The organism is Prosthecodimorpha hirschii (assembly GCF_001305515.1).
Taxonomy (GTDB): Bacteria; Pseudomonadota; Alphaproteobacteria; order Rhizobiales; family Ancalomicrobiaceae; genus Prosthecodimorpha; species Prosthecodimorpha hirschii.
The window spans coordinates 4,806,098-4,829,563 of the sequence record NZ_LJYW01000001.1 but is presented as its reverse complement, the minus strand read 5'-3'; the positions used below and the strand labels follow the sequence as shown (position 1 = coordinate 4,829,563).

Sequence of the window (23,466 nt, the reverse complement as noted above, 5' to 3'; positions counted from 1 at the left end):
AGCCGGTGCCGTCCCGCCCGGTCAGTCGGCCGCGCGGGTGACCCAGGCCTGCAGCTGCTCGCCGAGACGGCCGGCGAGATGTTCGACGGTCTTCTTGTCGACGCCCGACCAGGGATCGCCGGTCGCGGTCGGGCCGAGTTCCTCGCCGAACAGACGGGTCACCGGACGGCCGGACGGGTCGAAGATGTCGATCCGGTAAAGGATGGTGGTGCCCGAGCCGGTGGTCACGGCGCTGAAATAGATCAGCACCCGGAAACTCGCCGGATCGCTCAGCTGCATGGCCAGCGAATATTTGCGCTTGGACGCCTTGCGCCGCATCTCGCGATAGATGGCGTCGCCGGTCGTGGTCGGAATGCCCTCGAAGGGCAGGACCAGCAGCCGGACGCCGTCGGCCGCCGGCGAACGCGGATGCGGCGGCAGCGGAACGGCCGCATCGGAGAAATCCAGCGCCGAGGCGGCCGGACCGACCGTCATGATCGCGGCCGGCAGCGCCGCCGCAGCCGCTAGCGCGGCGCCATGAGCCAACATCAGTCCGAGGGCGCGCCGGCGGCTCGGCGGGCGGAAGGACGCGGTCATGATGGCATCACCCTCGGATCGACGGACGGCAGGCTCGGCCGGACATCTCTACAGCCCGCCGGCCGCGGGGTCCAGAACTCCGGCGCCCGCCCTGGTGGTCAAAAAGCCGGTCGTTCGGATCGACGAAACGGATGGGGACCCTCCATCTCGATCGCCCCCCTGCGGCGCGGCCGCCGTCGTCATGTCCGGGAGATCAGATCGAGCGAGGCGACGGATAGCGGCTCCGGATCGGCCTCGGTGGTCAGGCAGGTGCGGCCGAGGCACATGGCCGTGCCGGTCGCGGAATCCATCAGGATCATATGCGTGAACAGCACCATGTTGGGCAGGATCGGCGCCGGATTGCCGCGATAGAACATCGGCATGTCCATCCAGCTCGGCGTGAAGCGGGCACCGAGCGAATAGCCGCAGGCGTTCAGCCGGTGCTCGAACAGTCCGCGCTCGTCGAAGACCCGGGCATGGGCATCGAACACGTCGCCGAAGGTCCGGCTGGGCCGCAACTCGGCCTCGACGGCGGCGAGCGCGGCGACGGCGGCCTCGTGCAGTTCGCGGTGGCGGTCGGTCGGCTCGCCGGTGCACACGGTGCGCATCATGGCGACATGATAGTGGCGGTAGACCCCGGCCCATTCGAGCGTGATCTGGTCGCGCTCGGACAGCGCACGCCGGCCGGCCTTGTAGCGGCAGAGCAGCGCGTCGGCACCCGAGCCGATGATGAACTCGTTGGCCGGATAGTCGCCGCCGCCGTCGAAGATCGCGCCCTGCATGGCCGACAGGATGCGGCCCTCGTCGGCGCCCGGGCGGATTTCGGCCAGCCCCGCCTCATAGGCGAGATCGGCGAGCCGGGCCGCTTCGCGGACATAGACGATCTCGGCCGGCGACTTGACGGCGCGCAGGGCCGGGATCAGGTCCGAGGCATCGACCAGGTCGGCGAAGGTCGACAGATTGTCGTCGAACAGGCGGCCGTTGCGGGCGGTCAGGCCGTGGGTGTCGTATTCGACGCCGAGCCGGCAGCCGAGCAGTTCGAGATCGAACAGCATGTCCTTCAGCTGCACGATCGGGCTCGCCTCGCCGCGATCGACCCAGATGCGGATGTCCTCGATGATCGAGGTGTGGCGGGCCTGGCGCAGGTCGGCCGAGCGGGTCAGCAGCGCCTTGCGGCCGTCGGACTTCAAGACCAGGCATTGGAAGAAGCAGAAGCCGAAGGTGTCGTAACCGGTCAGCCAGTAGCTCGATTCCTGGGCGAAGATCAGCATCGCGTCGAGCTTGCGCGCCTTCATGGCCTCGAGCGTGCGGGCCTCGCGGGCAGCGAATTCGTCCCGGCTGAAATGCAGCGCCATGGCGTTCTCCCGTGATCGATGAGGGGCCGTCCGGATGTCAGGGACGGATCGTGATGGCCGAGACGAGGCGGCCGTAGTCCGGCTCGCCGCGATGGGTCATGCGCCGGTAGGAATAGAACCGCGCCTCGTCCGCATAGGTGCAGAGATCGAGATTTTCGGCATGCGCCACGCCGGCGGAGCAAAGCCGCTGCACGATATAGGCCGGCAGGTCGAACATGGCGTGATCCGGCTTCTCCGACGGCGCGAAATGGCGGGCATTGTCGGGATCGGCCGCGACGAAGCGGGCGACGAATTCCGGGCCGACCTCGTACGCGGCCGCCGAGATGGTCGGGCCGAGCACGGCGACGATCCGCTCGCGCCGGGCGCCGAGCCCCTGCATGGCGTCGAGTGTCGCCTCCAGCACGCCGCCGAAGGCCCCCTTCCAGCCGGCATGGGCGGCGCCGACGACACGCGCTTCCGCATCGGCGAACAGGATCGGGCCGCAATCGGCCGTCGAGACGCCGACGGCGACGCCCGGCCGGGCCGTCACCACGGCATCCGCCTTCGGTCCCTGACCGGGGCCCCAGCTCTCCTCGACCACGATCACGTCGGGGGAATGGATCTGGTACGGCATGGCCAGCCGGTCGCGCGCCACGCCGAGCCGGTCGGCGACGCGGCCGCGATTCTCGAGCACCGATTCGCGATCGTCGGCCGAGCCGAGGCCGATATTCAGGCTCCCGTAGAGGCCCGTCGAAACGCCGCCTTGGCGCGTGAAATAGCCGTGGGCGATGCCCGGCAGGGCATCGAGGGCGGGGGCACGGATCACGAAGCTCTCCTGGTCGGCAGGCCCGGGGGCCGAAGCGGCCGGATGGTGCCGATCCAAGGGCGAGCCGTCAAATGACGGCAGGTCTCTCGGCCGCAACGGTTGACCGGACGGCGGTTGACCGAGCGGCTGCAGCCAACGCATCGTTGTTTCGGGCCAGGAGCGATCCGGACGAGACGGGTCGGACGTGGGCGGAGCGACATGAGCTATCAGGGGCGTTGCCGTTGCGGGACGGTGACCTTCACGGTCGCGGCGGACCTGCCGCAGACAGCTGTCGCCTGTCCCTGCCCGCGCTGCCGGCAGATGGATATCCTGCTGACCTTCGTTCCGGACGCCTGCTTCACCTTGCTGTCCGGCACGAACGACATCGGCCAGCACCAGGTTCACCGGCATCCGAACCGGCACTTCTCCTGCAGCCTTTGCGGCACCGCTGTCTTCATCGTCGACGCCAGGCCGGACGGCTCCGTCCTGCGCGGAATCAACCTCAGATGCGTCCCGATCGCGGACCCGGGCGCCATGTCGGTCCGGTGGGTCGACGGCGCGCATCACTGAACCGGCAGGCACCTACCCCCAGGGCGCAGGCACCAGTCCGGGCGCGGCGACCGCCATCGCCTTGAACAGGTCGCCCATCTCCTCGGCCGCGACCAGGCGGGTGACCTCGGCGGTGATGCGCTCGCGGGTCGCGGGGTCCTTGTCGGCGCCGAGACGGCCGGCGCGTTCGGCGAGGCCGAGGCGGAGCAGGAAATCGCCCTGCGGCAGGGGGCCGAACACCGTGGCGCCGGCCCGCCGCGCCGCGCCGGCCAGCGCCTCGAAATCGACATGCGCGGTCAGGTCCGCCTCGCCCGGGCGGGCGAGCGGGTCGACCGGTGCATGGGCGCGCACCGCCTGGAAGCTGTCGCCGATCGCGGTCTCGCGATAGCCGTAGTCGATCGCCAGGATGAGCCCGCCGTCGCGCCGGATGCGGCCGGCGAGCCCTTCCATCACGGCCGCCGCGACCGCGTTGGTCTCCAGGACAGAGCCGTCGGGGGCCCCGCGCAGCCGGGCCGGCACTGCCTCGACCGGCAGCACGCCGGTCCCGAGGCCGATCTGCAGGGCACCCTCGGCATCGAGCCCGACCACCCGCTCGCGCCAGATGCCTTGGCTGCGCTGATACTGCCGGATCGGCAGGGCATCGAAGAATTCGTTGGCGACGATGATCGCCGGGCCCTCGGGCACATCCTCGGCCCGATCGTGCCAGTGGGGGACGAGCGGCGCGGCGGCGAGCGTCTGGCGCTGGCGCGCGCGCAGGCGCTGCGAGGTCTCGACCAGATGCAGGCGCGCGGCACCGATGAAATCCGGCCGCACCCGCGCCGCCCGCAAGGCATCGGCCATCAGGGTGCCGCGGCCGGGGCCGAGCTCCACCAACCGGACCGGATCGGGCCGGCCGAGCTTCAGCCAGGCGTCGACCGCCCACAGCCCGATCAGCTCGCCGAACATCTGGCTGACCTCCGGTGCGGTGACGAAGTCGCCGCCCGCGCCGAACACCTCGCGCGCCATGTAGTAGCCGTGTTCGGGATCGCCGAGCGCGATCGCCATGTAGTCGGCGATCGACATCGGACCGGCCAGCCGGATCTGGGCCTTGATCCGGTGTTCGAGCGGCGTCGGACTGGCGGGCTGACTCGTACTGGACATGGCCCTCGGCGAAAGCCCCTCTCGATCCGTGCGGACGCGACCTGACCGTCGGGTAACAGTCAGGATAGACTGCTACGACGGCTCAAGCCTACGCAAATGAGCGGGTATCATGAAAGTCGGAATGAAGCCTTCGGAAGTCGCCTTCTTCACGGAGGAGCTGGGCCGCGCGCGACGCTACATGGAGTTCGGCTCGGGCGGCAGCACGGTGCTGGCCAGCAGAATGGTCGAAAAGGTCGCGACGGTGGAGAGCGACCCGCTCTGGATCGGCAGGGTGCTGCGCGAAGCCGGCGAGAACCGGACCCGCATCCATCCGATCCTGGTCGATGTCGGACCGGTCGGGGCGCTGGGCTATCCGAGCGACACCAGGACCCGCGCGCTCTGGCCGAACTATCACGAGGAACCATGGGGTCGGCTCGGCCGGACGGATTTCGACCTCTATCTGGTCGACGGCCGCTTTCGCGTCGCCTGCTTCCTCCAGGTCCTGCTGCGCGCGAAGCCCGACGCGCGCATCCTGGTGCACGACTATCGGCCGCGGCCGCACTATCATGTTATGGAGCGCGTCGGTCGGCTCGAGCGCGAGGTCGGCAGTCTGGCGCTGTTCGTGCCGCGCCAGGCGCCGCCGCTCAAACGCATCGAGCGCTTCATGGTGCGGTACCGGGTCGACCCGGCCTGATCGGCTTCCGCGGGCGGCCCGGGCACGGCGGAAGCGCCCGGACCGTCGCGGCGACATCACGCGCCGGCCTTGGCGCCTTCCGATCGCCTCGCCCCCTCAAAAGCCTGTCGTCTGCCGCGCCGGTCAGCGCCGCCGCGCCGCGTACAGCATGACGCCGCCCCCGATCACCACCATCGGCAGCGACAGGATCTGCCCCATCGTGACGACGTTCCAGAGATAGCCGAGATGGGCGTCGGGCTCGCGGAAATGCTCCACGAAGATGCGGGCAAGACCGTAGCCGGCCGTGAAGGCGCCGGCGACGAAGCCCGGCTTCTGCAGCCACGCGCCGCGGTGGGTCAGGAGCCGCAGCACCACGAACAGCAGGACGCCTTCCAGGGCCGCCTCGTAGAGCTGGCTCGGATGGCGCGGATCCGGACCGCCGGTCGGAAAGACCATCGCCCAGGGCACGTCGCTGGTCCGCCCCCAGAGCTCGGCATTGATGAAGTTCGCCACGCGCCCGAAGAACAAACCGAAGGTCGCCGAAGCGGTGAAGATGTCGAACAAGGACCAGAGCGAGAATTCGCGGCCGCGCTGGAACAGCCACATCGCCACCATGGAGCCGAGAAAGCCGCCATGGAAGGACATCCCGCCCTTCCAGACCTGAAGGGCTTCGACCGGATGGTAGAGATAGTAGCCCGGATTGTAGAAGAAAACATAGCCGACGCGGCCGCCGATGACGATGCCGACGGTGGCGTAGAGGATGAAATCGTCCATCTCCAGCGGAGTCGGCCGCGGCACGCGACCCCAGATGCGATCGTTCGAGACCAGCCGGCGCGAATACCACCAGCCGAGCAGGATGCCGACGATATAGGCGAGCGCGTACCACCGGATCGCGACAGGGCCGAGTTGGACGGCGACCGGGTCGATCGACGGATAGGGGATCGCAAAGGGAAGCATCGATACCGCCTTGTCTCGCCTCGGACGCCATCGATCGGGTCCCGCCGCCGCGCGAGGCGGAGGGGACGCCGGACAGGTCCGAGGCACCACGCCGAGCCGCCGGCGGACCGAACGGCGCCGAGGGCGGGATGGGCGCGACCATGCTGCGGCGCCTCCGGGCCGTCAACCCGACCGGCCGCGGATGCGCCTTCCAAGCCGGCGGCCTGCCCATGCCGGCCTCCCCGCGATCCGCCGCCGGACATGCGACCCGGATCGGACCGCCCCCCGCTTCGGTCGTCGGGCAGCCATGTTGCGGCGCGCGCTTTGCCGAATTGACAGGGGGCGGCAGTTCGGCCAAGTCTCGACGCCATGTTCGATACCCTCCGGTCGAGACGGCTCCGGCTCTGTGTCGCGGCGCTTTATGCGCTGGCGATGCTGATGCTCGGCTTCTCGCATCGGCTGAGTGCGATCGAATCGGACCCGGCCGCCTCGGCCGCCGCCGTCTACGCCTATGCCCTGCCGGGCGGCCTGATGCAGAGCTTCTGCAAGGGCGACGACAGCGCCTCCGGCAAGACCGCCGGCAATTCCGTCTGCGATGCCTGCCGCCTGTCCGATGCCCCCGGCATGGTCGCGGCGCCGGCTGCCGGTCCCATGATCGCGCTCGGCGGTCGCAGCGTGACCGAGATCGTCGTCGAGGCACAGCGCGTCGCCGCCTCGATTTGCCGCCCGGTTTCGCGCGGCCCCCCGTCCACCCTCGCCTGACCGGAGCCGTCGGCCGCCTCGGCGTGCCGGCGAGATCGCGTCCGACCCGCCGCGCACGGCGCGTCCCGGGTCCTGGGTGGATATCCCGATCATGTCATCTCTCGTTTCCGCGGCCGAGATCCGGCCGTCCGACGCCGACAGGGCGTCCGTTCCCGAAATTGCCGCCTTCGATGCCGTCATCACCCCGCATCGTTCGCTGAGCGAGCGCGGCCTGGTCATCCTGCTGGCCGTCGTCGCCCTGGTGTCCTGCGCCATCCAGATCGCCTTCGTGGCGCTGGGGGCCTGGATGGCCGGCGCCTTCGTCCTGTTCGACGCCGTGTTCCTGGCCTTCGCGGTCTCCGCCTGCCGGGCCGACATGGCGCGATCCGAACGCATCGCGCTCCGCGGCGCGACCGTGACGATCGAACGGCAGGGGCATCGCGGCCCGGCCAGCCGGACCGCCTGGCCGGCCTGGGGCCTCTCCATCGAGTGCCGCGACGATCCCGATTACGGCTGCCGCAGCCTCGTTCTGCACCATCGCGACCGGCGCGACGAGATCGCCCGCGACCTGTCCCCGGCCGAGCGCCGGGACTTCCTGGCTGCCTTCGCGGCGGCGTTGAGCGTGGCCGGATTCCCGCCCCGCATCACGACCGTGACGGCTCCGGCGCTGCTCGTCCGCTGACGCGCAGTTCTCGCGCGTGCGGTGGCACCTGCCGGCAGTCCCCCGCACGCCAATCCCGCCTCTCGATCATGACAATGGACGGATTGACCTCATGACGCACAAGTCCCTGATCCTCGGCGCGCTGTTCAGCGTCGCCGCCGCCTCCTCGGCCCTCGCCCACGCCACTCTGGAAGGCCGCGAGGCCAAGGTCGGCTCCACCTACAAGGCGGTCCTGCGCGTGCCGCACGGCTGCGCCGGCGCGCCGACGCTGAAGGTCCGGGTCAAGATCCCCGAAGGCTTCATCGCCGTGAAGCCGATGCCCAAGGCCGGCTGGACCCTGGAAACCGTCAAGGGCAAGTATGCCAAGACCTACGACTACTACGGCACGCCGCTCAGCGAAGGCGTCACCGAAGTGGTCTGGACGGGCAAGCTGCTCGACGAGCACTATGACGAGTTCGTCTTCCGCGGCAGCTTCGTCAAGGATCTGAAGCCGGACACCGTCTTCTATTTCCCCGCCGTGCAGGAATGCGAGGCCGCGGCGGAACGCTGGATCGAGATCCCGGCCGCCGGCCAGTCGTCGGACGACCTGAAGTTCCCGGCGCCCGGCGTCAAGCTGTTGCCGGCCACGCCGTGATCCCTCGACGGCGCCCCGCCATGGCTCGTCTCGCGCTTCTCCTCGCGCTCCTCGTCCTGTGGCTCGGCCCCAGCAGCGGGGCGGCGTGGGCCCATGCGCAACTGATCGCGAGCAGTCCGGCGGACGGCGCCGTCGTCGCAACCGCGCCGGACGCCGTCCGGCTGACCTTCAACGAACCGGTCGCCCCCGTGCGGCTCGGACTGGTCGGTCCGGACGGCACGATCGTCGACCTCGCGGCGACGGCGCAGGACGCGACCGTCGCCGCCGCCCTGCCGCCGCTCGGCGGCAGCGGCACCTATCTCGTGTCCTGGCGGGTCGTCTCCAGCGACGGCCATCCGGTCGGCGGCACGGTCGGCTTTTCGATCGGGGCACCGGGGGCCCGGCCGACGATCGATGCCGATGCCCGACCGGCTGCCTTCGCGGCCTCGCAGGTCGCGATCCGCTTCCTGGTCACGGTGCTGATGACCCTCGGGGTCGGCGGCGCCGCCTTCACGATCCTGACCGGCCGGACCGCCCGCTCGCTCGCCGGCATGCGGCGGATCGTCGGGATCGTGGCCCTCGCCGTCGTTCCGGCCGCCGGCCTCGGCTTCGCCCTGCAGGGCGCCGACGTGCTCGGCGGGTCCTTCGGAGCCGTCGCGACGCCGGCGGCCTGGCGGGCCGCTCTCGCCACGAGCGTCGCACCGGCGGCGATCCTGGCCGCAGGCAGCGGCCTGCTGGCGTTCCTGGCGACGGCCGCGGGTCCGGCCCGCCCCGCTCTGGCGGCCCTGCTGGCCGGACTGGCCTGGCTGGTCGGAGCCGGCTCCTTCGCGGCCACCGGCCACGCCGCCATGGCGGAACCGCGGCCCTTCATGGCTCTGGCGGTGTTCGTCCATGCCGCGGCGGCGGTCTACTGGCTCGGCGCCCTGGTGCCGCTCGGCGGCGCGCTCGCCGACCGCACCGCCGATCCGCTGCCGCTGGTCGAGCGCTTCTCCCGGACGGCGGTGGTGCTGGTCGCGCTTCTCGCGGCGACCGGGCTCGGCCTCGCCGTGGTGCAGATGGAGGGCCTCGGGGCTTTCGTCGAGACCCCCTATGGCCGGTTGCTCGCCATGAAGCTCGTCGGGGTCGCCGCCCTCCTGGCGATCGCCGCCTACAACCGCCAGATCCTGACGCCGCGCCTTGCGACGGCCAGACGCTCCCCACGCCTTGCCCTGATCCGCTCCATCCGCATCGAGATGGTGATCGGCCTCGCCGTGCTCGCGATCGTCGCCGGCTGGCGCCTGACCCCGCCGCCGCGCGCGCTGCATGCCGCCGACCGCGCCGGCATCTCCGCCCATGCCCATACGGCGGCCGCCATGGCCGATGTCTCGGTCCGGCCCGGTCGGCGCGGCGCCAATGCGGCCGCGATCGCGCTGATGACCGGCGATTTCGGGCCATTGCCGGCGCGCGAAGTCGCCGTCTCGCTGCGCCCCGACCAGGCCGGGATCGAGCCGGTCCGGCGTCAGGCCCGGCTCGCCCCGGACGGCCGCTGGCATGTCGAAGCCCTGCCGCTGCCGCTGGCAGGCCGGTGGACGGCCGAGATCGAGATCCTGATCAGCGACTTCGAAAAGACCACGCTCAAGACCGAACTGGAGATACGCCCGTGATCGGATCCGAACAGGCCGCCAAGCCGGCCGTCACCCTTGCGGCCTTGCGCCGGGGCGCAGCCGGCCTCGCGGCCGCCGTGGCGCTGATGACCTTCGCGCTGGCGGAACCGGCCCTCGCGACGATGCGCACCATCAAGGACGCGCTCGGCCGGGAGGTGACCATCGACGCCCCCGCCGGCCGCGTGGTGGTGATGTTCAACTACGAGGAGTTCACGGCCATCGCCGGAGCGGACGGCTGGAAGCGCGTGGTCGGCATCAACCGCGCCGTCTGGGCCGGCTGGCGGCCGGCCATCTGGTCGCGCTACGTCGCGAAGATCCCCGAGATCGCCGAGAAGCCGGATGTCGGCAGCACCGACGAAGGCACCTTCTCGGCCGAGAAGGTCATCGCGCTGAAGCCCGACGTCCTGCTGATGCCGCAGATTTCCTGGGAGGCGACCGCGACCGCGCGGGCGCAGATCGAGGCCGCCGGCATCAGGATCGTCGCCTTCGACTACAATGCCCAGATCACCGAGCGCCATGCCGCCTCGACCCGCGCCATCGGAGCCGTGATGGGCGCCGACGCGCGCGCCGAGGAACTGGCCAGCCTCTACGAAACCAAGATGGCCGACATCCAGCGGCGCATCGCCTCCCTGCCGAAGGGCCCGAAGCCGAAGGTCTATGTCGAGATCGGCCAGACCGGCGCCGCCTCCGTCGGCAACAGCTACAACGGCACCATGTGGGGCCGCATCCTCGACAATCTCGGTGCCGAGAACATCACCAACGGCCGCATCCCGGGACCCTACGGCCCGCTCAATCCGGAATATGTCCTCGCCGCCAATCCCGAATTCATCTTCATCGGCGGCTCCTCCTGGGTCGGCCGCCCGAATGCCGTCCGGCTCGGCTACGATGCGACCCCGGAGATCACCCGCGCCAGCCTGGCTCCCTACGCGGCGCGCCCCGGCTGGTCCGATCTGAAGGCCATCAAGGCCGGCGAGATCCATGCCCTCGAGCACGGCCTCGCCCGGACCCTCTACGACTACACGGCCCAACAATATATCGCCAAGCGGCTCTATCCGGCGGCCTTCGCCGATGTCGACCCGCTCGCCGAACTCGCCGCCTACCACGCCAAATATCTCCCGGTTCCCTTCTCGGGCACCTGGGCGCTCAAGCTCGCGCCATGACGCTCGTCACGACCCCGCCGTCCGGCCTGCGCAACGACCCGCCCCCGGCATCGGCCGCCGACGACCTCGGTGCCGTCTACCGGGCGCTGGGCCGGCGACGGCGGGCCGTTCTGGCGGCGGGCGGCTGCGCGCTGGCGGTCTCGGCGATGCTCGACATCGCCACCGGCCCGGCCTTCCTGCCGGTCGGCGACGTGGTCCTGTCGGTGCTCGGACGCGGCGGCGACCGGATGGTCGACACCATCGTGTGGACCATCCGGCTGCCGATCGCCCTGATGGCGATCGCGGTCGGCGCGGCGCTCGGGCTGACCGGCGCACTGATGCAAACCATCCTCAACAATCCGCTCGCCTCCTCCTACACGCTCGGCATCGCCGCCGGCGCCGGCTTCGGGGCGGCCCTGATGATCGTCTTCGGCGGCCTCCTGCCGCTCGCCGAGGCGCGCGCCATCCCGCTCGGTGCCTTCGTGTTCGCCGGGCTGGCCGCCTCGGGGGTCTATGGCGTCGGGCGGATGCGCGGCGCGACGGCCGAGGTGCTGGTGCTCGCCGGCGTCGCCATCCTGTTCCTGTTCCAGGCGCTGCTGGCGCTCTTGCAGTTCGTCGCCTCGCCGGAGGCGCTGCAGCAGATCGTGTTCTGGCTGTTCGGCAGCCTCCTGAAGGCGACCTGGGACAAGCTCGCCGCGGTCTGTCTGGTGCTGGCCGTGACGGTTCCGATCCTGGCGCGCGATGTCTGGCGGCTGACCGCCCTGAAGCTCGGCGACGAGCGGGCGCGCGCGCTCGGCGTCCGGGTCGACGGGCTGCGGCTGCGCATCCTGGCCCTGGTCTCGCTGCTGACGGCGGTCGCGGTCGCCTTCGTCGGCACGATCGGCTTCGTCGGCCTGGTCGCCCCGCATGCGGCGCGCATGCTGATCGGCGAGGACCAGCGCTATCTGCTGCCGGCCTCCGCCCTGTTCGGCGCGCTGCTGCTGTCGGCCGCCTCGATCGCCAGCAAGACCGTCATGCCCGGCGCCATCTTCCCGATCGGCATCGTCACGGCGCTGGTCGGGGTGCCGTTCTTCCTCTGGCTCGTCGTCGGCACGCGGAGGGCCTACTGGTGAGGATCGCGACAGAGGGGCTCTCGGTCCGGCTCGGCGGCGTGCCGGTGCTGCACGACGTGACGGCGACCGCGGCACCCGGCGCGGTGACCGCCCTGATCGGCCCGAACGGGTCCGGCAAGAGCACCCTGATGCGCGCGCTGGCCGGCCTCCTGCCCCATGCCGGCCGGATCTCCTTCGACGGCGGTCCGCGCCCCGCCGACCGCGTCATCGGCTACATGCCGCAGGACATCGCGGTGCGGCCTGTGCTGACCGTGCTGGAGGTGGTGCTGCTCGGGCGGATCGGCCGGATCGGCTATCGGGTCGGCGAGGCCGACATGGCCGCCGTCGCGTCCGCGCTCGAGGCCGTCGGCATGGCGGATCGTGCCGGCCGGCTGTTCGGAACGCTCAGCGGGGGCCAGCGCCAACTGGTCCAACTCGCCCAGGTGCTGGCGCGCGAGCCGGCCGTGATCCTGCTCGACGAGCCGACCAGCGCGCTCGACCTGCGCCATGCGCTCGAACTGCTCGACCTCGTCCGGGACGAGACGCGGCGGCGCGGCCTGACCACGATCGTGACCATCCACGATCTCAACGCGGCCCTGCGCTATGCCGACCATGCCGTCGTGCTCAGGCAGGGCCGGATCTTCGCAACCGGCGCGCCGGCGTCGGTCATCGATGCTGGCATGATCGCCGCCGTCTACGGCGTCGAGGCCCGCCTGACCGCGGCCGCAGACGGCCTCACGACCGTTGCCGCCCTGCGCGCCCTGCCGCGCGGCGCCGATGCCCTGCGGGGCGCGCCATGACGCCATCGCGGCGCGCCCTCCTGCACATCGGCGGCCCGCTTCCGGCCTGGCTCGCCCGGACGGTCCTGTTCGCCTATGTGCTGGCGGCGGCGCTCGCCGGCTTCGGCCACGGCCCGGCCCGGTTCGACACCGCCGCGGCCTCGGAGCGCGCGGCCTTTGTGCTGCCGGACGGGACCGTGCCGACCCTGTGCGGCGATCCGGCCGGCCCCGGCAAGGCCGACCGCAGCCTCTGCGACGCCTGCCGGCTCAGCGCGGCACCCGGCCTGCCGCCGATCGCCGGCCTCGGCTTCCCGCCCGTCCGCGGCGCCCATCCCGCCGCCCCGCTCCCCGACGCGCCGTCCCTCCCGGTCCGCGTCGCCTCGTGCCGCCAGCGCGGCCCCCCGGCCGGCCTCGGTCTTCGGTCCGAAGCCGTCCCCGATATCGGGGGCCCCTTGTCGCTGGCGGCCGCGTGCGCGCCGAACCTTTCGAGAGACTCAGATGTTGCGAGACCATGAAACCGACCCGGTGGTCCTGCCGCCGGACGTCATCGGCACCTCGGCCCTGTCGCCGGCCCGCATCGGCGAGGACGCCGTTCGGGACCGTCGCGACCTGCGATCCGGTCCCGTCCGCGAATTCGCGCCGCGGACCGTCCTGCATGGTGAAGGCGACCGGAAGCATGGCATCACGACGATCGTCGCCGGTTGCGTCGCCCTGACCAAGTCGCTCGGCGACGGCCGCCGACAGATCGTCGATCTGCTCGGCCCCGGCGACGCCATCGGGCTCGATTCCGGCCTGATCCATGTGTGCGGCGCCGAAGCGGTGACGCGGGTGCGCCTATGCGCCCGGCGCGCCGACCCGGCACCGGCCGACGACGCCATGGCGCTCTACGAGCAGGCCACCCGCGCCCTTTCGCGCCAGCGCGACCACGCCTTTCTGCTCGGCCGGAAATCCGCCCGCGAGCGCGTCGCCTCCGGGCTGATCCGGCTGCAGGCGGTTCTCGGCGCGGGCGACGGCCCGTTCCACTGCCCGCTGACCCGGCAGGATCTGGGCGACTGGCTCGGCCTGGTCATCGAGACGGTCAGCCGGACCCTGTCCACCTTCCAGCGCGAGGGTCTGCTCCTGATCCAGGACCAGTCCCGGTTCGAAATTCTCGATCGCTACGGCATCGCGGCCGCGGCGGCGCTGCCGGCCCCGACGGCGCGTGACTCTCGGTCGCCGCGCCGCACCGGCGTTCCCACGACGCTCGGCCACGCCGCATGATGGCAGAGGAGACGCCGCGTTGACCCCACCCATAGCCCCTGCCCCGCCGCCCGCAGCGCTGCGGCCCCCGGACCTGAAGGACCAAGGATGATCGCGACCGACAGCCCCGCCCTCCCGGCCAGCGACGCGCCGAAACCGCCCTCCGGCCGCATGGCCTTCGAGCAGTTCGGCAGAACCGAGAAACTGCTGCTCAGCTATGCGGCGATCCTGGTCGAATTGTTCCTGATCGTGGCGCTCCAGTTCGGCTATCCGGGTGTGATCCTGTTTGCAGAGATCGGCGCCGTGTCGGCACTGGTCAGTCTCGTCATCGTCACCGCCACCGGCCTTCGGTAACCGAAGGCAACCCGGCGTCGGGCGGCCTGTCGCCCGCAGCCCCTCTCACCCCTGCCCATGACCCAAGGAGTTCCGTCATGACCAAGTCCCTGTTCGCCGCACTGATCGGCGCCACGCTCATCGCCGCTCCGGCCTTCGCCCATGACTACAAGGTCGGCGATCTGCAGATCGACCATCCCTGGGCGCGGGCGACGCCGGGCGGCGCGACCGTCGGCGGCGGCTTCATGAAGATCAAGAATGCCGGCAGCGCGGCCGACCGGCTGGTCGCCGGCAGCGCCGAGGTCGCCGGCCGGGTCGAGATCCACGAAATGGCGGTGATCGACGGCATCATGAAGATGCGCGCGCTCGACAAGGGGCTCGAGATCGCGCCCGGCAAGACGGTGGAACTGAAGCCCGGCGGCTTCCACGTCATGCTGATGGACCTGAAGCGCCCCCTCAAGCAGGGCGAGACCGTCAAGGCGACGCTGGTCTTCGAAAAGGCCGGGTCCTTGCAGGTCGAGTTCCAGGTCGAGGCGATCGGCGCCCAGGGCAGCACCGAGAAGCATATGGGCCATTGACGGCCGGCGGTTCCGGAACGCGGGACGCAGCCCGCGCGCGCGTTCCGGCGGCCCGCGGCCGGAACGCCGGGAAGCGTCGGAACGGGATCACCGATCCGCCGGAGCCGTGCCGCCGCCCCTGCCGGGAGGCGTGACCCGAAGCGCCGACCCGCGCCGCCCGCTGCGATCGTGCTGCCCGGCAGGCGGGCGATCCCAGGGGCCAAGGGTGGCATCGGTCCGTCCTGTGCTGGCCCCCTCACCCGATCGGAGGCGGTCCAGGCCGTCCGGCGATCCCGGCGGCCGCACACGCGCCAGGCCTCAGGCGCCGTGACGGTTGGATTTATCGCCATGGCTTGACGGCGCCGCCGCGACGCCGGCAAGTCTCTGCGCAGCAAACGATACGATTCTCCGGTGCGTTTCCTGCCGCCGCGAGGTTCCGAACGAATCGCGAAAGCTCTGCGAGGACGATCCACTTGATCGACCTTCGATCGCACGAGGCTTTTTTCGATCAAAATATTCAATTTTCTGCATTCGAAGCAACGCGATTGACCTGCGCCAAGTATAAATTCAATCGATTTATCCAAATCGGTGTTTCCACGCATCCGGCCCACGGAGACGGGAACCTGAATTTGATATTTCACTGAAGTTGCAGGGACATATAAGACTTCAAAATCAATCCCGAAACGTTGTAGACACCACATCTCCTTGTGGTTTCACTGCATTTTAGGATTTTATCAATATTCGAATATCAAATTGCTCTAGGTAAGCAGCTCACGCTGCGAATGTATCGTATGGGGACCAATGGTCATGCAGAACGCCGATGATCTCGACGCCCGCCTCGCGTTCATGAGAATCGGTAGCCAGCAACGCGCCGACATGCGCGCCTGCTGGTCGGTGATGGAACCGAAGCTCGAAGAAATCCTGCAAGGTTTCTATCGGCATTTGAAGTCCGAACCGCGGCTGTCCTCGATGGTCGGCACGCAGCAATCGCGTCTGGTCGGGCTCCAGTCCAGTCACTGGAAGCGCCTGTTCAGCGGCGACTTCGACCACAGCTATGTCGAGGGCATCCGCACCATCGGTCTGGTCCACCACCGCATCGGACTGGAGCCGCGCTGGTATATCGGCGGCTATGCCTTCGTGCTGGATGCGATCTCGGATGTCCTCATCGCCGCCAACCGGTTCCGTCCGCAGCGTCTGGCGCGGATGATGCGCGCGGTGCATTCGGCCGTCATGCTCGACATGGACTTCGCCATCTCGGTCTATCAGGACGTGCTGATCGCCGATCGCCAGCGGCGGGGCGAGCAGCTCTCGGCCGCCGTGTCGGAATTCTCGACCTCCGTGCAGCGGACCCTGGAAGTCTCCGCCGCCGCCAACCGGCAGCTCGGGTCGAGCGCCAACGATCTCGGCCAGGTCACGGCGCGCACTCGCTCGCAGGTCGACGATTTCGGCGCGACCGCCGCCCGCACGGCCGAGAATGTCCAGGCCGGCGCCGCCGCCACGGAGGAGCTCTCGGCCTCGATCGGCGAGATCAGCGCGCAGTCGATGCGCACGGCGACGATCGCCCGCAATGCGGCCGAGAGCGCCAAGGCGATCAGCGTCGCGGTGGTCGGGCTGGCCGAACGCGCCCGCGAAATCGGCGAGGTGGTCGACCTGATCTCCAACATCGCCGGCCAGACCAACCTGCTCGCCCTCAATGCGACCATCGAGGCGGCACGGGCCGGCGAGGCCGGCCGCGGCTTCGCGGTCGTCGCCCAGGAGGTCAAGGCGCTGGCCGGACAGACGGCGACGGCGACCACCGAGATCTCCAGCCGAGCCGGCGCCATCCAGGCCGCCACCCAGGAGAATGCGGTCCGCATCCAGGAGATCGAACGGACCATCGCCGAGATCAGCCAGATCTCGACCTCGATGGCGGCCGCCGTCGAGGAACAGTCGGCCGCGACCGGCGACATTGCCCGCACCGTTCAGGAGACGGCGACCAACACGCGCCGCCTGTCCGACGGCATGTCGACGATCGGCGAGGCCATGGCGACCACCGACGCGGCGTCCCATGCCGTGTCGACGGCCCGCCAGAGCCTTGAGGAACAGCTCGGCCGCCTCAACCGCGACATCGAGCAGTTCCTCGCCCGCACCCAGGCGGCGTGAGCCTCTGTCGTCCGTCCGCGCGCCGGCCGCCGCGACCCGTGTCGCCGGCGCCGGCGCGAGGGATCAGGCCACGCCCTCGGCGCGCAGGCCGCTGAAGCTGCGGCCGGCGGCCCAAAGCGCCAGACCGATCAGGGCGAACACGCCGAGGGTCAGAAACGCCGCCGGAAAGCCGTAGCGCGTGGCGATGGCGCCGGCGACGGCCGGGCTGAGGGCCGCCCCGATGCCTTGAACCGTCATGACGAGCCCGAGACCGGCGTTGACGTGGCCGGTCCCGCGCAGGATGCGGGCGACCAGGCCCGGCACCGCCACGCCCAGCAGACCGGCGCCGACGCCGTCCAGCATCTGGACCGGCAACACCGCCCAGGGATCGACCCAGATCCCGGCGAGAAGCGCCCGGATCGGCAGCGCGAACAGCGCGCAGGCGAGCACGAGCCAGTAGCCGTGCCGTTCGGCCATCCGTGCCGCCCCCAAGGCCATCGGGACCATCGTCAATTGCGCGATCACGATGGTGGCGGCCGTGTAGGTGGCCGCATCCATTCCCATGTCCCGGCTGGCCGCCTGCTGGCCGAGAAGCGGCAGCAGCGCGGCATTGCCCAGATGGAACAGTGCCAACGTGACGGCGAGCAGGGCCAGCGGCCGCGACTGCAGCAGCACGCCGAGGCGCGGCGGCTCGCCCGTCTCGCCCGCAGGATTCGGCTCGAGACCGCGCGCGACGGCGTGATCGATCGAGCCCGGCGGGATCGCCAGGGTAGCCACGATGGACCCGATCGCCATGCCGCCCATCAGCACGAAGACCGCGGTCAGCCCGTAGGCGGCGCCGAACACACCCGCCAGCACGGCGGCCAGCACGTTGCCGGCATGATTGGCCGCCTCGTTGCGCCCCAATTGGTGGGCCAGACCGGTCTGGCCGACGATCCCCAGCGTCAGGCTGGCGATGGCCGGCGCGATCGCGGCACCGGCGATGCCGGTCGCGACCTGGGCGCCGGTCACGACCGCGAAGCTCGGCAGGAGCAGCATCGCCAGGGATGCTGCCGTGACCAGCACGGCGCAGACCACAACGACCGCACGCTTGGCCTTGGTGGCATCGGCCAGGATGCCGAGCGGGGTGGTCGCGATCATGCCGGCGAAGCCGCCGACCGACATGACGAGCCCGATCTTGTCCGGCGTCCAGCCCTTCTCGATCAGGAAGATGCCGAGAAAGGGCCCGAGGCCGTCCCGGACATCGGCCAGGAGAAAGTTGACCAGAATCAGAAGGGATGCGGGCGCGGCGACGGGGCCGGCCAGAAGTCCGATCATACGCCTCATCCGAGCGGTCCCTTGAAAATGAAGAATGCACCGAGTGCGATGAAGGCGAAGCCGACCACGTGGTTCACGGTCAAGCCTTCGCCCAGATAGAACACCGAGAAGACGGCGAAGACCGTCAGTGTGACGACCTCCTGGATGGTCTTCAGCTCGACGGCAGAGTAGACGCCATACCCGATCCGATTGGCCGGCACGGCAAGACAATACTCGAAGAATGCGATCGCCCAACTTGCGAGAATCGCAATGACGAGCGGCCTATTGGCGTGCTTCAGGTGCCCATACCAGGCAAATGTCATGAAGATATTCGAAACGAAAAGCAGAAGGACCGGCAGAACTCTTTCCGACATGCGCAGGCTCCCCCAGGATCACGCGGAGAACGCACCGGCATGACGCAAAGTTCCATGCGGACGCGGAAGGAATTTGCCTGATCTCGAAAGGGTGATGTCTGACGGAGACGAGGGAAGGCTCTGTGCGCAGGAGGCGACGGCCAAGGTGCCGGCGCCGGCCCGCGGCGGCGGGACGCCGGCAGGCCGACGCGGGGCGTCCCAGCCCCGCAGCCCACCGAATGGCGCGATCGCAGCCGCGCACCGGCGCGCCGCCAAGGCTATGCCGGCGAAGACGCGCGACCGCCATACGAAGACACCATGGAGGCCAAAGACACCATGGCGGCGTTGGATTTTCAAAACGGGAAGTGGTGGCGGGGGGCGGGATCGAACCGCCGACCTGAGGGTTATGAATCCTCCGCTCTAACCATCTGAGCTACCCAGCCGACGGGGCGGATATAAGGAACTGGCCCGGCGGGTGTCAAGCCGGCAGCACGGCGTTTCACCGCCGGGCTGTGGATCGAGGCTGGCGGGCCGGGATTCGGTCTGTCGACCGATGCCCGGCCGGTCGGTTGCCGGCGCCCGCCAACCCTGTCCGGCCGCCGCTCAGACGCGCTGCAGGCGGACCATCGAGAAGACGCCGAAGGGATCCAGCGAGCGGGTTTCGAGATGGCGCAGGCCCGGGCGATCGAGCAGGCGGGCGACGGGGAAATCCGGGCGCCAGCCGAGGCGGCTGGTCAGCGGCGTCATCAGCGTCTCCAGGCCGTGCCGCCAGCCGCGCTCCGAGGCGAAGTGCGACACGATCAGGGCCTCGCCGCCGGGTTTCAGCACGCGCTCGATCTCGGCCATCACGGCTTCCGGATGCGGCACCACCGTGATGGTGAACATGGTCGCGGCGGTGTCGAAGGTGCCGTCCGCGAAGGTCAGGCGGCTGGCGTCCATCTCCAGAAGGTCGACCACATGGGTCAGGCCCTCGTCGCGCACCTTCTTGCGCGCCACGCGCAGCATCTCCGGCGACAGATCGATGCCGGTCACCTGCAGGTGGCGGGCATAGTCGCCAAGCGCGACGCCGGTGCCGACGCCGATCTCCAGGAGGCTGCCCTGGCGGGCATTGATATGGGCGAGCGCATTGCGGCGCGCGAGGCCGAACAGGCGGCCGAAACCGAAGGACCGGCTGAAGACGAAGTCATAGAAGGGCGCCCAGCGCGCATAGGCGGCGAGGACGGAGGACTGGTCGAGGCGAGGCGTGCCGTTGAGCATCGACGGGTCGTAGGCGGCCTCGGCCTTCGCAGCGGCCGTGTTTCGGTTGTTCTGGATGGACATGCGTTTCTCGCTGATAGGGGCCCTTCACGCGGCTGCCGTGCCGGTGCTGAGACGATCGCCCGACGCGACACCCGCCGTGACGCTGCTACGCGCCACCCGCGCGATGGTTCCACCGCCGAGCACGCGGGCGCCACGATCCGCCGAATCGTAGAACACGCAGGCCTGCCCGGGTGCGACGCCATGCTCCCCGTCGGCGAGTTCGACGACGATGTCGCCATCGCGCCGAGCCAACAGTGCCGGCTGCGGCGGCCGGGTCGATCGTACCTTCGCCCAGACCTCGACGCCGGTGGCGGGAATCGCCTCGATCGTACCGTCTCCGATCCAATTGACCTGACGAAGATGAAGCTCGCGTGTCATCAGCGCCTCGCGCGGCCCGACCACCACCCGGCGCGTCTCCGAATCGAGATGGACCACATAGAGCGGCTCGCCGGCGGCGACCCCGATGCCGCGGCGCTGGCCGACGGTGAAGCGGATGATGCCGGCATGCCGGCCGAGCACGCGGCCGTCGACATGGACGATCTCGCCCGGCTCGGCCGCCCCCGGCTTCAGCCGCTCGATCACGTCGGCATAGCGCCCCGACGGCACGAAGCAGATGTCCTGGCTGTCGTGCTTCTCGGCCACGGCGAGCCCGAAGGCGCGGGCGAGGTCGCGCGTCTCGGCCTTGGTCAGACTGCCGAGCGGGAAGCGCACGAAATCGAGCTGCTCCTGCGTGGTGGCGTAGAGGAAGTAGCTCTGGTCGCGATCCTCGTCGACCGGGCGATAGAGCGCGCGGTGGCCGGTGCCGAGCGCGCGGCTGTCGACATAATGGCCGGTCGCCAGCGCCGCCGCCCCCAGACTGCGGGCGGTGTCGAGCAGGTCGGAGAACTTGACCGTCTGATTGCACGAAACGCAGGGCACCGGCGTCTCGCCATGCAGGTAGCTCTCGGCGAAGCTGTCGATCACGGCAGCGCGGAAGCGCTCCTCGTAGTCGAGCACGTAATGCGGAATGCCGAGCGTCTCGGCGACGCGGCGGGCGTCCAGGATGTCCTGGCCGGCGCAGCAGGCGCCCTTGCGATGGGTGGCCTCGCCATGATCGTACAGTTGCAGCGTCACGCCGACGACGTCGTAGCCGGCGCGTTTCAGGAGGCCCGCCACCACGGAGGAATCCACCCCGCCCGACATCGCGACGACGACGCGGTTCTCCTCCCGGCGACCCGGCAGGTCGAGCTCAGGAAACATGGGCGGTCCTCTCTCCTCCTCGCCCGTCACGCCGCGCGCCGGATGACCGGCGGCCCGGTTGCGGGTCGCATTGTCCAATGAACGGGCGATCTGGCCTGCCGATGGGTGGGCGGCCCGCAGCTGATGTGGGGCGGCCCGGGCCGGGCCGCAACGGCCGGACTATAGCCAAACCCGGCACCAGCCGGAAAGGGGCCGGGCGGCAGGTCTTGCCTGCGCAGGCACGAATTGCCGGGGCGGAAAGCGCGGCAGTCCCGCGGCGCCATCGCAATCTGAAGATAAGGCCTTGCCGGGACAGGCGTTTATCGGCCGTCGGCGCGGTGGCCCCGCGCTTGCAGCGGACCTTGCGTCAGTGAGCCCGAAATGGGCCGAGGAGACCCGACTTGGCTGCGATCTCGCTCCTTCCCGCCAGTGCCCAGACCGGAACGCCCGCCACCGCCATGGCCGCGGGCGGACCGACGGCGGATGGTCTGTTTCTCGATTTCATGGCGAATTTCGCAGCCTCGCTGAACGCCTCGGCGCCGGAGGCCGCAGCTGCGGCCGAGGCGGGCGGCGCGCCGCCGCTGCTTCCCGCCACCGCCCGGCGCCGCCCCGGCAGCGGCGACGATCCCGCCCTCGATGCGGCGGCGGCCGCCGCCCAGGCGGGCTTGATGGCCTCCGCCCTGCAGGCCCAGGCGCCGATTCCGATCCTTTTCCTCGCCGGGCTTGGGAGCGCGCCGGAAGCTGCCCCCGCGCCGACTGCGGACGCCGGAAAGGCCTTGGCCGGCGCCCCGGCGATCGGCGACGCGGCCAACGGCGGAGCGGCGATCCCGCCGGCCGGCGGCCAGGATGCCGGCGCCGCAAATCCCAGCGGCCTCGGCCCTGCCGGCACGGGCGCTGGTGGCGTGGGCCCCGGTGGTATGGGCGCGGCTGGCGCCGGCCCGGCCGCGGCCGGCAATGCCGGATCGACACCGACACCGAACGGCGCCGTGGTTCCGGCCGCCAGTTTCGCCGCCCTGATGGCGGCGCTCGGCGTCGACGAGGCGGCGACATCGGCAGACGGCTTGGCGCCGCCGTCCGGCGCCTCGACCGGGGCGGACGCATCCGCCGCCGCAGGAGACCGTCAGGCGCCCACCGCAGCCCAAGCGGCAGCCGCCGCGGCCGCCGCACCGGGCCTGCCGCCCGGGTTGGGACGCATCACCATTCGCAGCCTCGCCCCAGGGGCCACGCCTGGAGCCGCGTCCGGCGCTGCGGCTGCGGCTGCGGCCACCGGCCCCGGCGCGGACGGCGCGACGCCCGCCTCCGCCGCCGGTCCGGCACCGGAGGCCGCCGCGCCGTCTTCGTCCGGGGGTGCGGCGTCCACCGCGACCGGACCGGCGGGCGCCACGAAGGGCGGCGACGCGACGGCCGCACCGGAAGCGTCCGGAAAGTCCCTCGGTGCGACCGCCGCCATGGCAGATGCCGGCGCCGCGACCGGAAAGTCGGCGGCGAAGGCCGGGCATCGGATGTCGGACGGGCTCAAGGCCGGCACCGAACCGGCCGAGCAGGGTCCGGATGGCAAGGCGGTCGATCCGGCCGCGCCGCAGCCCGCAACCGCGCGGATCGCGGCCGGCCCCGGCGCTGCCGAGGCGGCCGGGCATGCGCATCGGGACGCAGCCGATCGGGACGGCGGCGACCGGGATGCCGACGGACCGGCCATCGATGCCACCGCCGCCCCGGGCGCCAACCCGGCCGCCGCCGCGACCAACGGCTCCGGAAAGGGACCGGACGGCCTCGCCGCGACGGCTCCAGGCGGCGCCGATACCGCCCGCGGCGCACCGGCCGAACAGGTCGCCGCCGCCGTGCAGGGTGCCGCCGCCCGCAGCGACAAGCGCCTCGAGATCCGCCTCGATCCGCCGGAACTCGGCAAGGTCGACATCCGCATGCAGATCGGCACCGACGGCGAGGTTCGCGCCCATCTGGTCGTCGAACGGGCCGAGACGCTCGACATGATGCTGCGCGATCAGCGCGGGCTTGAGCGCAGCCTGGAGCAGAGCGGCATGAAGCTCGCCGACAACGGCGTCAGCTTCTCGCTGCGCCAGGACGGCGGCCAGCCCGGAGGCGACGGCTGGCGCAATCCCTATGGCGCCGATCGCCGGGGCGATGCCGTGCAGGCGCCGGACGAGGAGATCGCCCTCCCGGCCGCCCTGCCCTACCGCCGGCCGGAGCGCGCCGGCGGTATCGATCTCAGCGTCTGATCCGGTGCCGGCCGCCGGCCGGCGCGAGGATCGACCCGTCCTTCAGTCATCGCATGCGGTTGTGGCGGCTCGACCGAAGTTCGCCGCCCCCCGTGGTCCGTTCGAGACGGATGGTTCCCATCCGCCTCTTGGATCCGAACCACTCACTCTTTGATTGCGTGGTCAATTCAATCTGACA

General features: G+C 70.7%; 24 protein-coding genes and 1 tRNA gene. 15 read left to right on the top strand and 10 right to left on the bottom strand.

Annotated elements, in window-relative coordinates:
- Window positions 1-21: 21 nt before the first annotated feature.
- The 3 genes from ABB55_RS21275 to pgeF all read right to left on the bottom strand — a co-directional run bounded on the left by ABB55_RS21275 (window position 22) and on the right by pgeF (window position 2,715).
- Complete coding sequence (locus ABB55_RS21275) at window positions 22-576, bottom strand: hypothetical protein (RefSeq protein WP_054360601.1); 555 nt, start codon at window positions 574-576, stop codon at window positions 22-24.
- A 179-nt stretch (window positions 577-755) separates the two neighbouring features.
- On the bottom strand, window positions 756-1,910 hold the full coding sequence (locus ABB55_RS21270; protein ID WP_054360600.1) for a M24 family metallopeptidase: 1,155 nt from the start codon (window positions 1,908-1,910) through the stop codon (window positions 756-758).
- 37 nt (window positions 1,911-1,947) lie between these two features.
- Window positions 1,948-2,715: a peptidoglycan editing factor PgeF gene (pgeF, locus tag ABB55_RS21265; RefSeq protein ID WP_054362218.1), complete on the bottom strand. Its 768-nt coding sequence runs from the start codon at window positions 2,713-2,715 to the stop codon at window positions 1,948-1,950.
- A 114-nt stretch (window positions 2,716-2,829) separates the two neighbouring features.
- Between pgeF and ABB55_RS21260 the strand changes: the two genes are divergently transcribed.
- Window positions 2,830-3,264: a GFA family protein gene (locus ABB55_RS21260; RefSeq protein WP_152982127.1), complete on the top strand. Its 435-nt coding sequence runs from the start codon at window positions 2,830-2,832 to the stop codon at window positions 3,262-3,264.
- Between the two features lie 12 nt (window positions 3,265-3,276).
- Here ABB55_RS21260 and ABB55_RS21255 read toward each other — a convergent pair whose 3' ends face one another.
- Window positions 3,277-4,383: a class I SAM-dependent methyltransferase gene (locus ABB55_RS21255; RefSeq protein ID WP_054360598.1), complete on the bottom strand. Its 1,107-nt coding sequence runs from the start codon at window positions 4,381-4,383 to the stop codon at window positions 3,277-3,279.
- Between the two features lie 121 nt (window positions 4,384-4,504).
- Between ABB55_RS21255 and ABB55_RS21250 the strand changes: the two genes are divergently transcribed.
- Window positions 4,505-5,056 (top strand): hypothetical protein, encoded by a 552-nt coding sequence (locus tag ABB55_RS21250; RefSeq protein WP_054360597.1) that lies wholly within the window; start codon window positions 4,505-4,507, stop codon window positions 5,054-5,056.
- Between the two features lie 123 nt (window positions 5,057-5,179).
- Here the strand turns inward: ABB55_RS21250 and lgt are convergent, their stop codons facing one another.
- Entirely contained in the window at window positions 5,180-5,992 is an 813-nt protein-coding gene (gene lgt / locus ABB55_RS21245; RefSeq protein ID WP_054360596.1) for a prolipoprotein diacylglyceryl transferase, read from the bottom strand.
- Window positions 5,993-6,340: 348 nt separating this feature from the next.
- Here lgt and ABB55_RS21240 point away from each other — a divergent pair, with 348 nt between their 5' ends.
- The 12 genes from ABB55_RS21240 to ABB55_RS21185 all read left to right on the top strand — a co-directional run bounded on the left by ABB55_RS21240 (window position 6,341) and on the right by ABB55_RS21185 (window position 16,909).
- Window positions 6,341-6,733 (top strand): hypothetical protein, encoded by a 393-nt coding sequence (locus tag ABB55_RS21240; protein WP_054360595.1) that lies wholly within the window; start codon window positions 6,341-6,343, stop codon window positions 6,731-6,733.
- A 91-nt stretch (window positions 6,734-6,824) separates the two neighbouring features.
- Complete coding sequence (locus tag ABB55_RS21235) at window positions 6,825-7,394, top strand: DUF2244 domain-containing protein (RefSeq protein WP_054360594.1); 570 nt, start codon at window positions 6,825-6,827, stop codon at window positions 7,392-7,394.
- 91 nt (window positions 7,395-7,485) lie between these two features.
- On the top strand, window positions 7,486-8,007 hold the full coding sequence (locus ABB55_RS21230) for a YcnI family copper-binding membrane protein (protein WP_054360593.1): 522 nt from the start codon (window positions 7,486-7,488) through the stop codon (window positions 8,005-8,007).
- A 20-nt stretch (window positions 8,008-8,027) separates the two neighbouring features.
- Window positions 8,028-9,629: a copper resistance CopC/CopD family protein gene (locus ABB55_RS21225; protein WP_054360592.1), complete on the top strand. Its 1,602-nt coding sequence runs from the start codon at window positions 8,028-8,030 to the stop codon at window positions 9,627-9,629.
- Window positions 9,626-10,789, top strand: a complete 1,164-nt coding sequence (locus ABB55_RS21220; protein WP_244472090.1) for an ABC transporter substrate-binding protein — start codon at window positions 9,626-9,628, stop codon at window positions 10,787-10,789. Before ABB55_RS21225 ends, ABB55_RS21220 begins: the two co-directional genes overlap by 4 nt.
- A complete protein-coding gene (locus tag ABB55_RS21215) occupies window positions 10,786-11,880 on the top strand; it encodes a FecCD family ABC transporter permease (protein WP_083463816.1) in 1,095 nt (364 codons plus the stop codon). The genes ABB55_RS21220 and ABB55_RS21215 overlap by 4 nt, the downstream gene beginning before the upstream one ends.
- Window positions 11,877-12,659 (top strand): ABC transporter ATP-binding protein, encoded by a 783-nt coding sequence (locus tag ABB55_RS21210; RefSeq protein ID WP_054360591.1) that lies wholly within the window; start codon window positions 11,877-11,879, stop codon window positions 12,657-12,659. Before ABB55_RS21215 ends, ABB55_RS21210 begins: the two co-directional genes overlap by 4 nt.
- A complete protein-coding gene (locus ABB55_RS30480) occupies window positions 12,656-13,153 on the top strand; it encodes a hypothetical protein (RefSeq protein WP_054360590.1) in 498 nt (165 codons plus the stop codon). The genes ABB55_RS21210 and ABB55_RS30480 overlap by 4 nt, the downstream gene beginning before the upstream one ends.
- Window positions 13,137-13,898, top strand: coding sequence for a helix-turn-helix domain-containing protein (locus ABB55_RS21200; RefSeq protein ID WP_152982125.1), 762 nt, complete (start codon window positions 13,137-13,139; stop codon window positions 13,896-13,898). Before ABB55_RS30480 ends, ABB55_RS21200 begins: the two co-directional genes overlap by 17 nt.
- Before the next feature lie 87 nt (window positions 13,899-13,985).
- A complete protein-coding gene (locus tag ABB55_RS21195) occupies window positions 13,986-14,231 on the top strand; it encodes a hypothetical protein (protein ID WP_054360588.1) in 246 nt (81 codons plus the stop codon).
- Between the two features lie 77 nt (window positions 14,232-14,308).
- Window positions 14,309-14,788, top strand: a complete 480-nt coding sequence (locus tag ABB55_RS21190) for a copper chaperone PCu(A)C (protein ID WP_054360587.1) — start codon at window positions 14,309-14,311, stop codon at window positions 14,786-14,788.
- A 786-nt stretch (window positions 14,789-15,574) separates the two neighbouring features.
- Complete coding sequence (locus ABB55_RS21185) at window positions 15,575-16,909, top strand: globin-coupled sensor protein (RefSeq protein WP_054362215.1); 1,335 nt, start codon at window positions 15,575-15,577, stop codon at window positions 16,907-16,909.
- Between the two features lie 63 nt (window positions 16,910-16,972).
- On the opposite strand, the gene ABB55_RS21180 is transcribed toward ABB55_RS21185, so the two are convergent.
- The 5 genes from ABB55_RS21180 to mnmA all read right to left on the bottom strand — a co-directional run bounded on the left by ABB55_RS21180 (window position 16,973) and on the right by mnmA (window position 21,075).
- A complete protein-coding gene (locus ABB55_RS21180; RefSeq protein ID WP_054360586.1) occupies window positions 16,973-18,205 on the bottom strand; it encodes an MFS transporter in 1,233 nt (410 codons plus the stop codon).
- A gap of 5 nt (window positions 18,206-18,210) precedes the next feature.
- The gene (locus ABB55_RS21175) at window positions 18,211-18,558 is read right to left on the bottom strand and encodes a DMT family protein (RefSeq protein WP_054360585.1); all 348 of its coding nucleotides are present in this window, start codon (window positions 18,556-18,558) and stop codon (window positions 18,211-18,213) included.
- 345 nt (window positions 18,559-18,903) lie between these two features.
- A tRNA-Met gene (locus ABB55_RS21170) sits at window positions 18,904-18,980 on the bottom strand.
- A 160-nt stretch (window positions 18,981-19,140) separates the two neighbouring features.
- The gene (locus ABB55_RS21165) at window positions 19,141-19,857 is read right to left on the bottom strand and encodes a class I SAM-dependent methyltransferase (protein WP_244472089.1); all 717 of its coding nucleotides are present in this window, start codon (window positions 19,855-19,857) and stop codon (window positions 19,141-19,143) included.
- Window positions 19,858-19,881: 24 nt separating this feature from the next.
- The gene (gene mnmA / locus ABB55_RS21160) at window positions 19,882-21,075 is read right to left on the bottom strand and encodes a tRNA 2-thiouridine(34) synthase MnmA (RefSeq protein ID WP_054360583.1); all 1,194 of its coding nucleotides are present in this window, start codon (window positions 21,073-21,075) and stop codon (window positions 19,882-19,884) included.
- Window positions 21,076-21,455: 380 nt separating this feature from the next.
- On the opposite strand from mnmA, the gene ABB55_RS21155 reads away from it, so the two are divergent.
- Complete coding sequence (locus ABB55_RS21155; protein ID WP_054360582.1) at window positions 21,456-23,288, top strand: flagellar hook-length control protein FliK; 1,833 nt, start codon at window positions 21,456-21,458, stop codon at window positions 23,286-23,288.
- Window positions 23,289-23,466 lie beyond the last annotated feature (178 nt).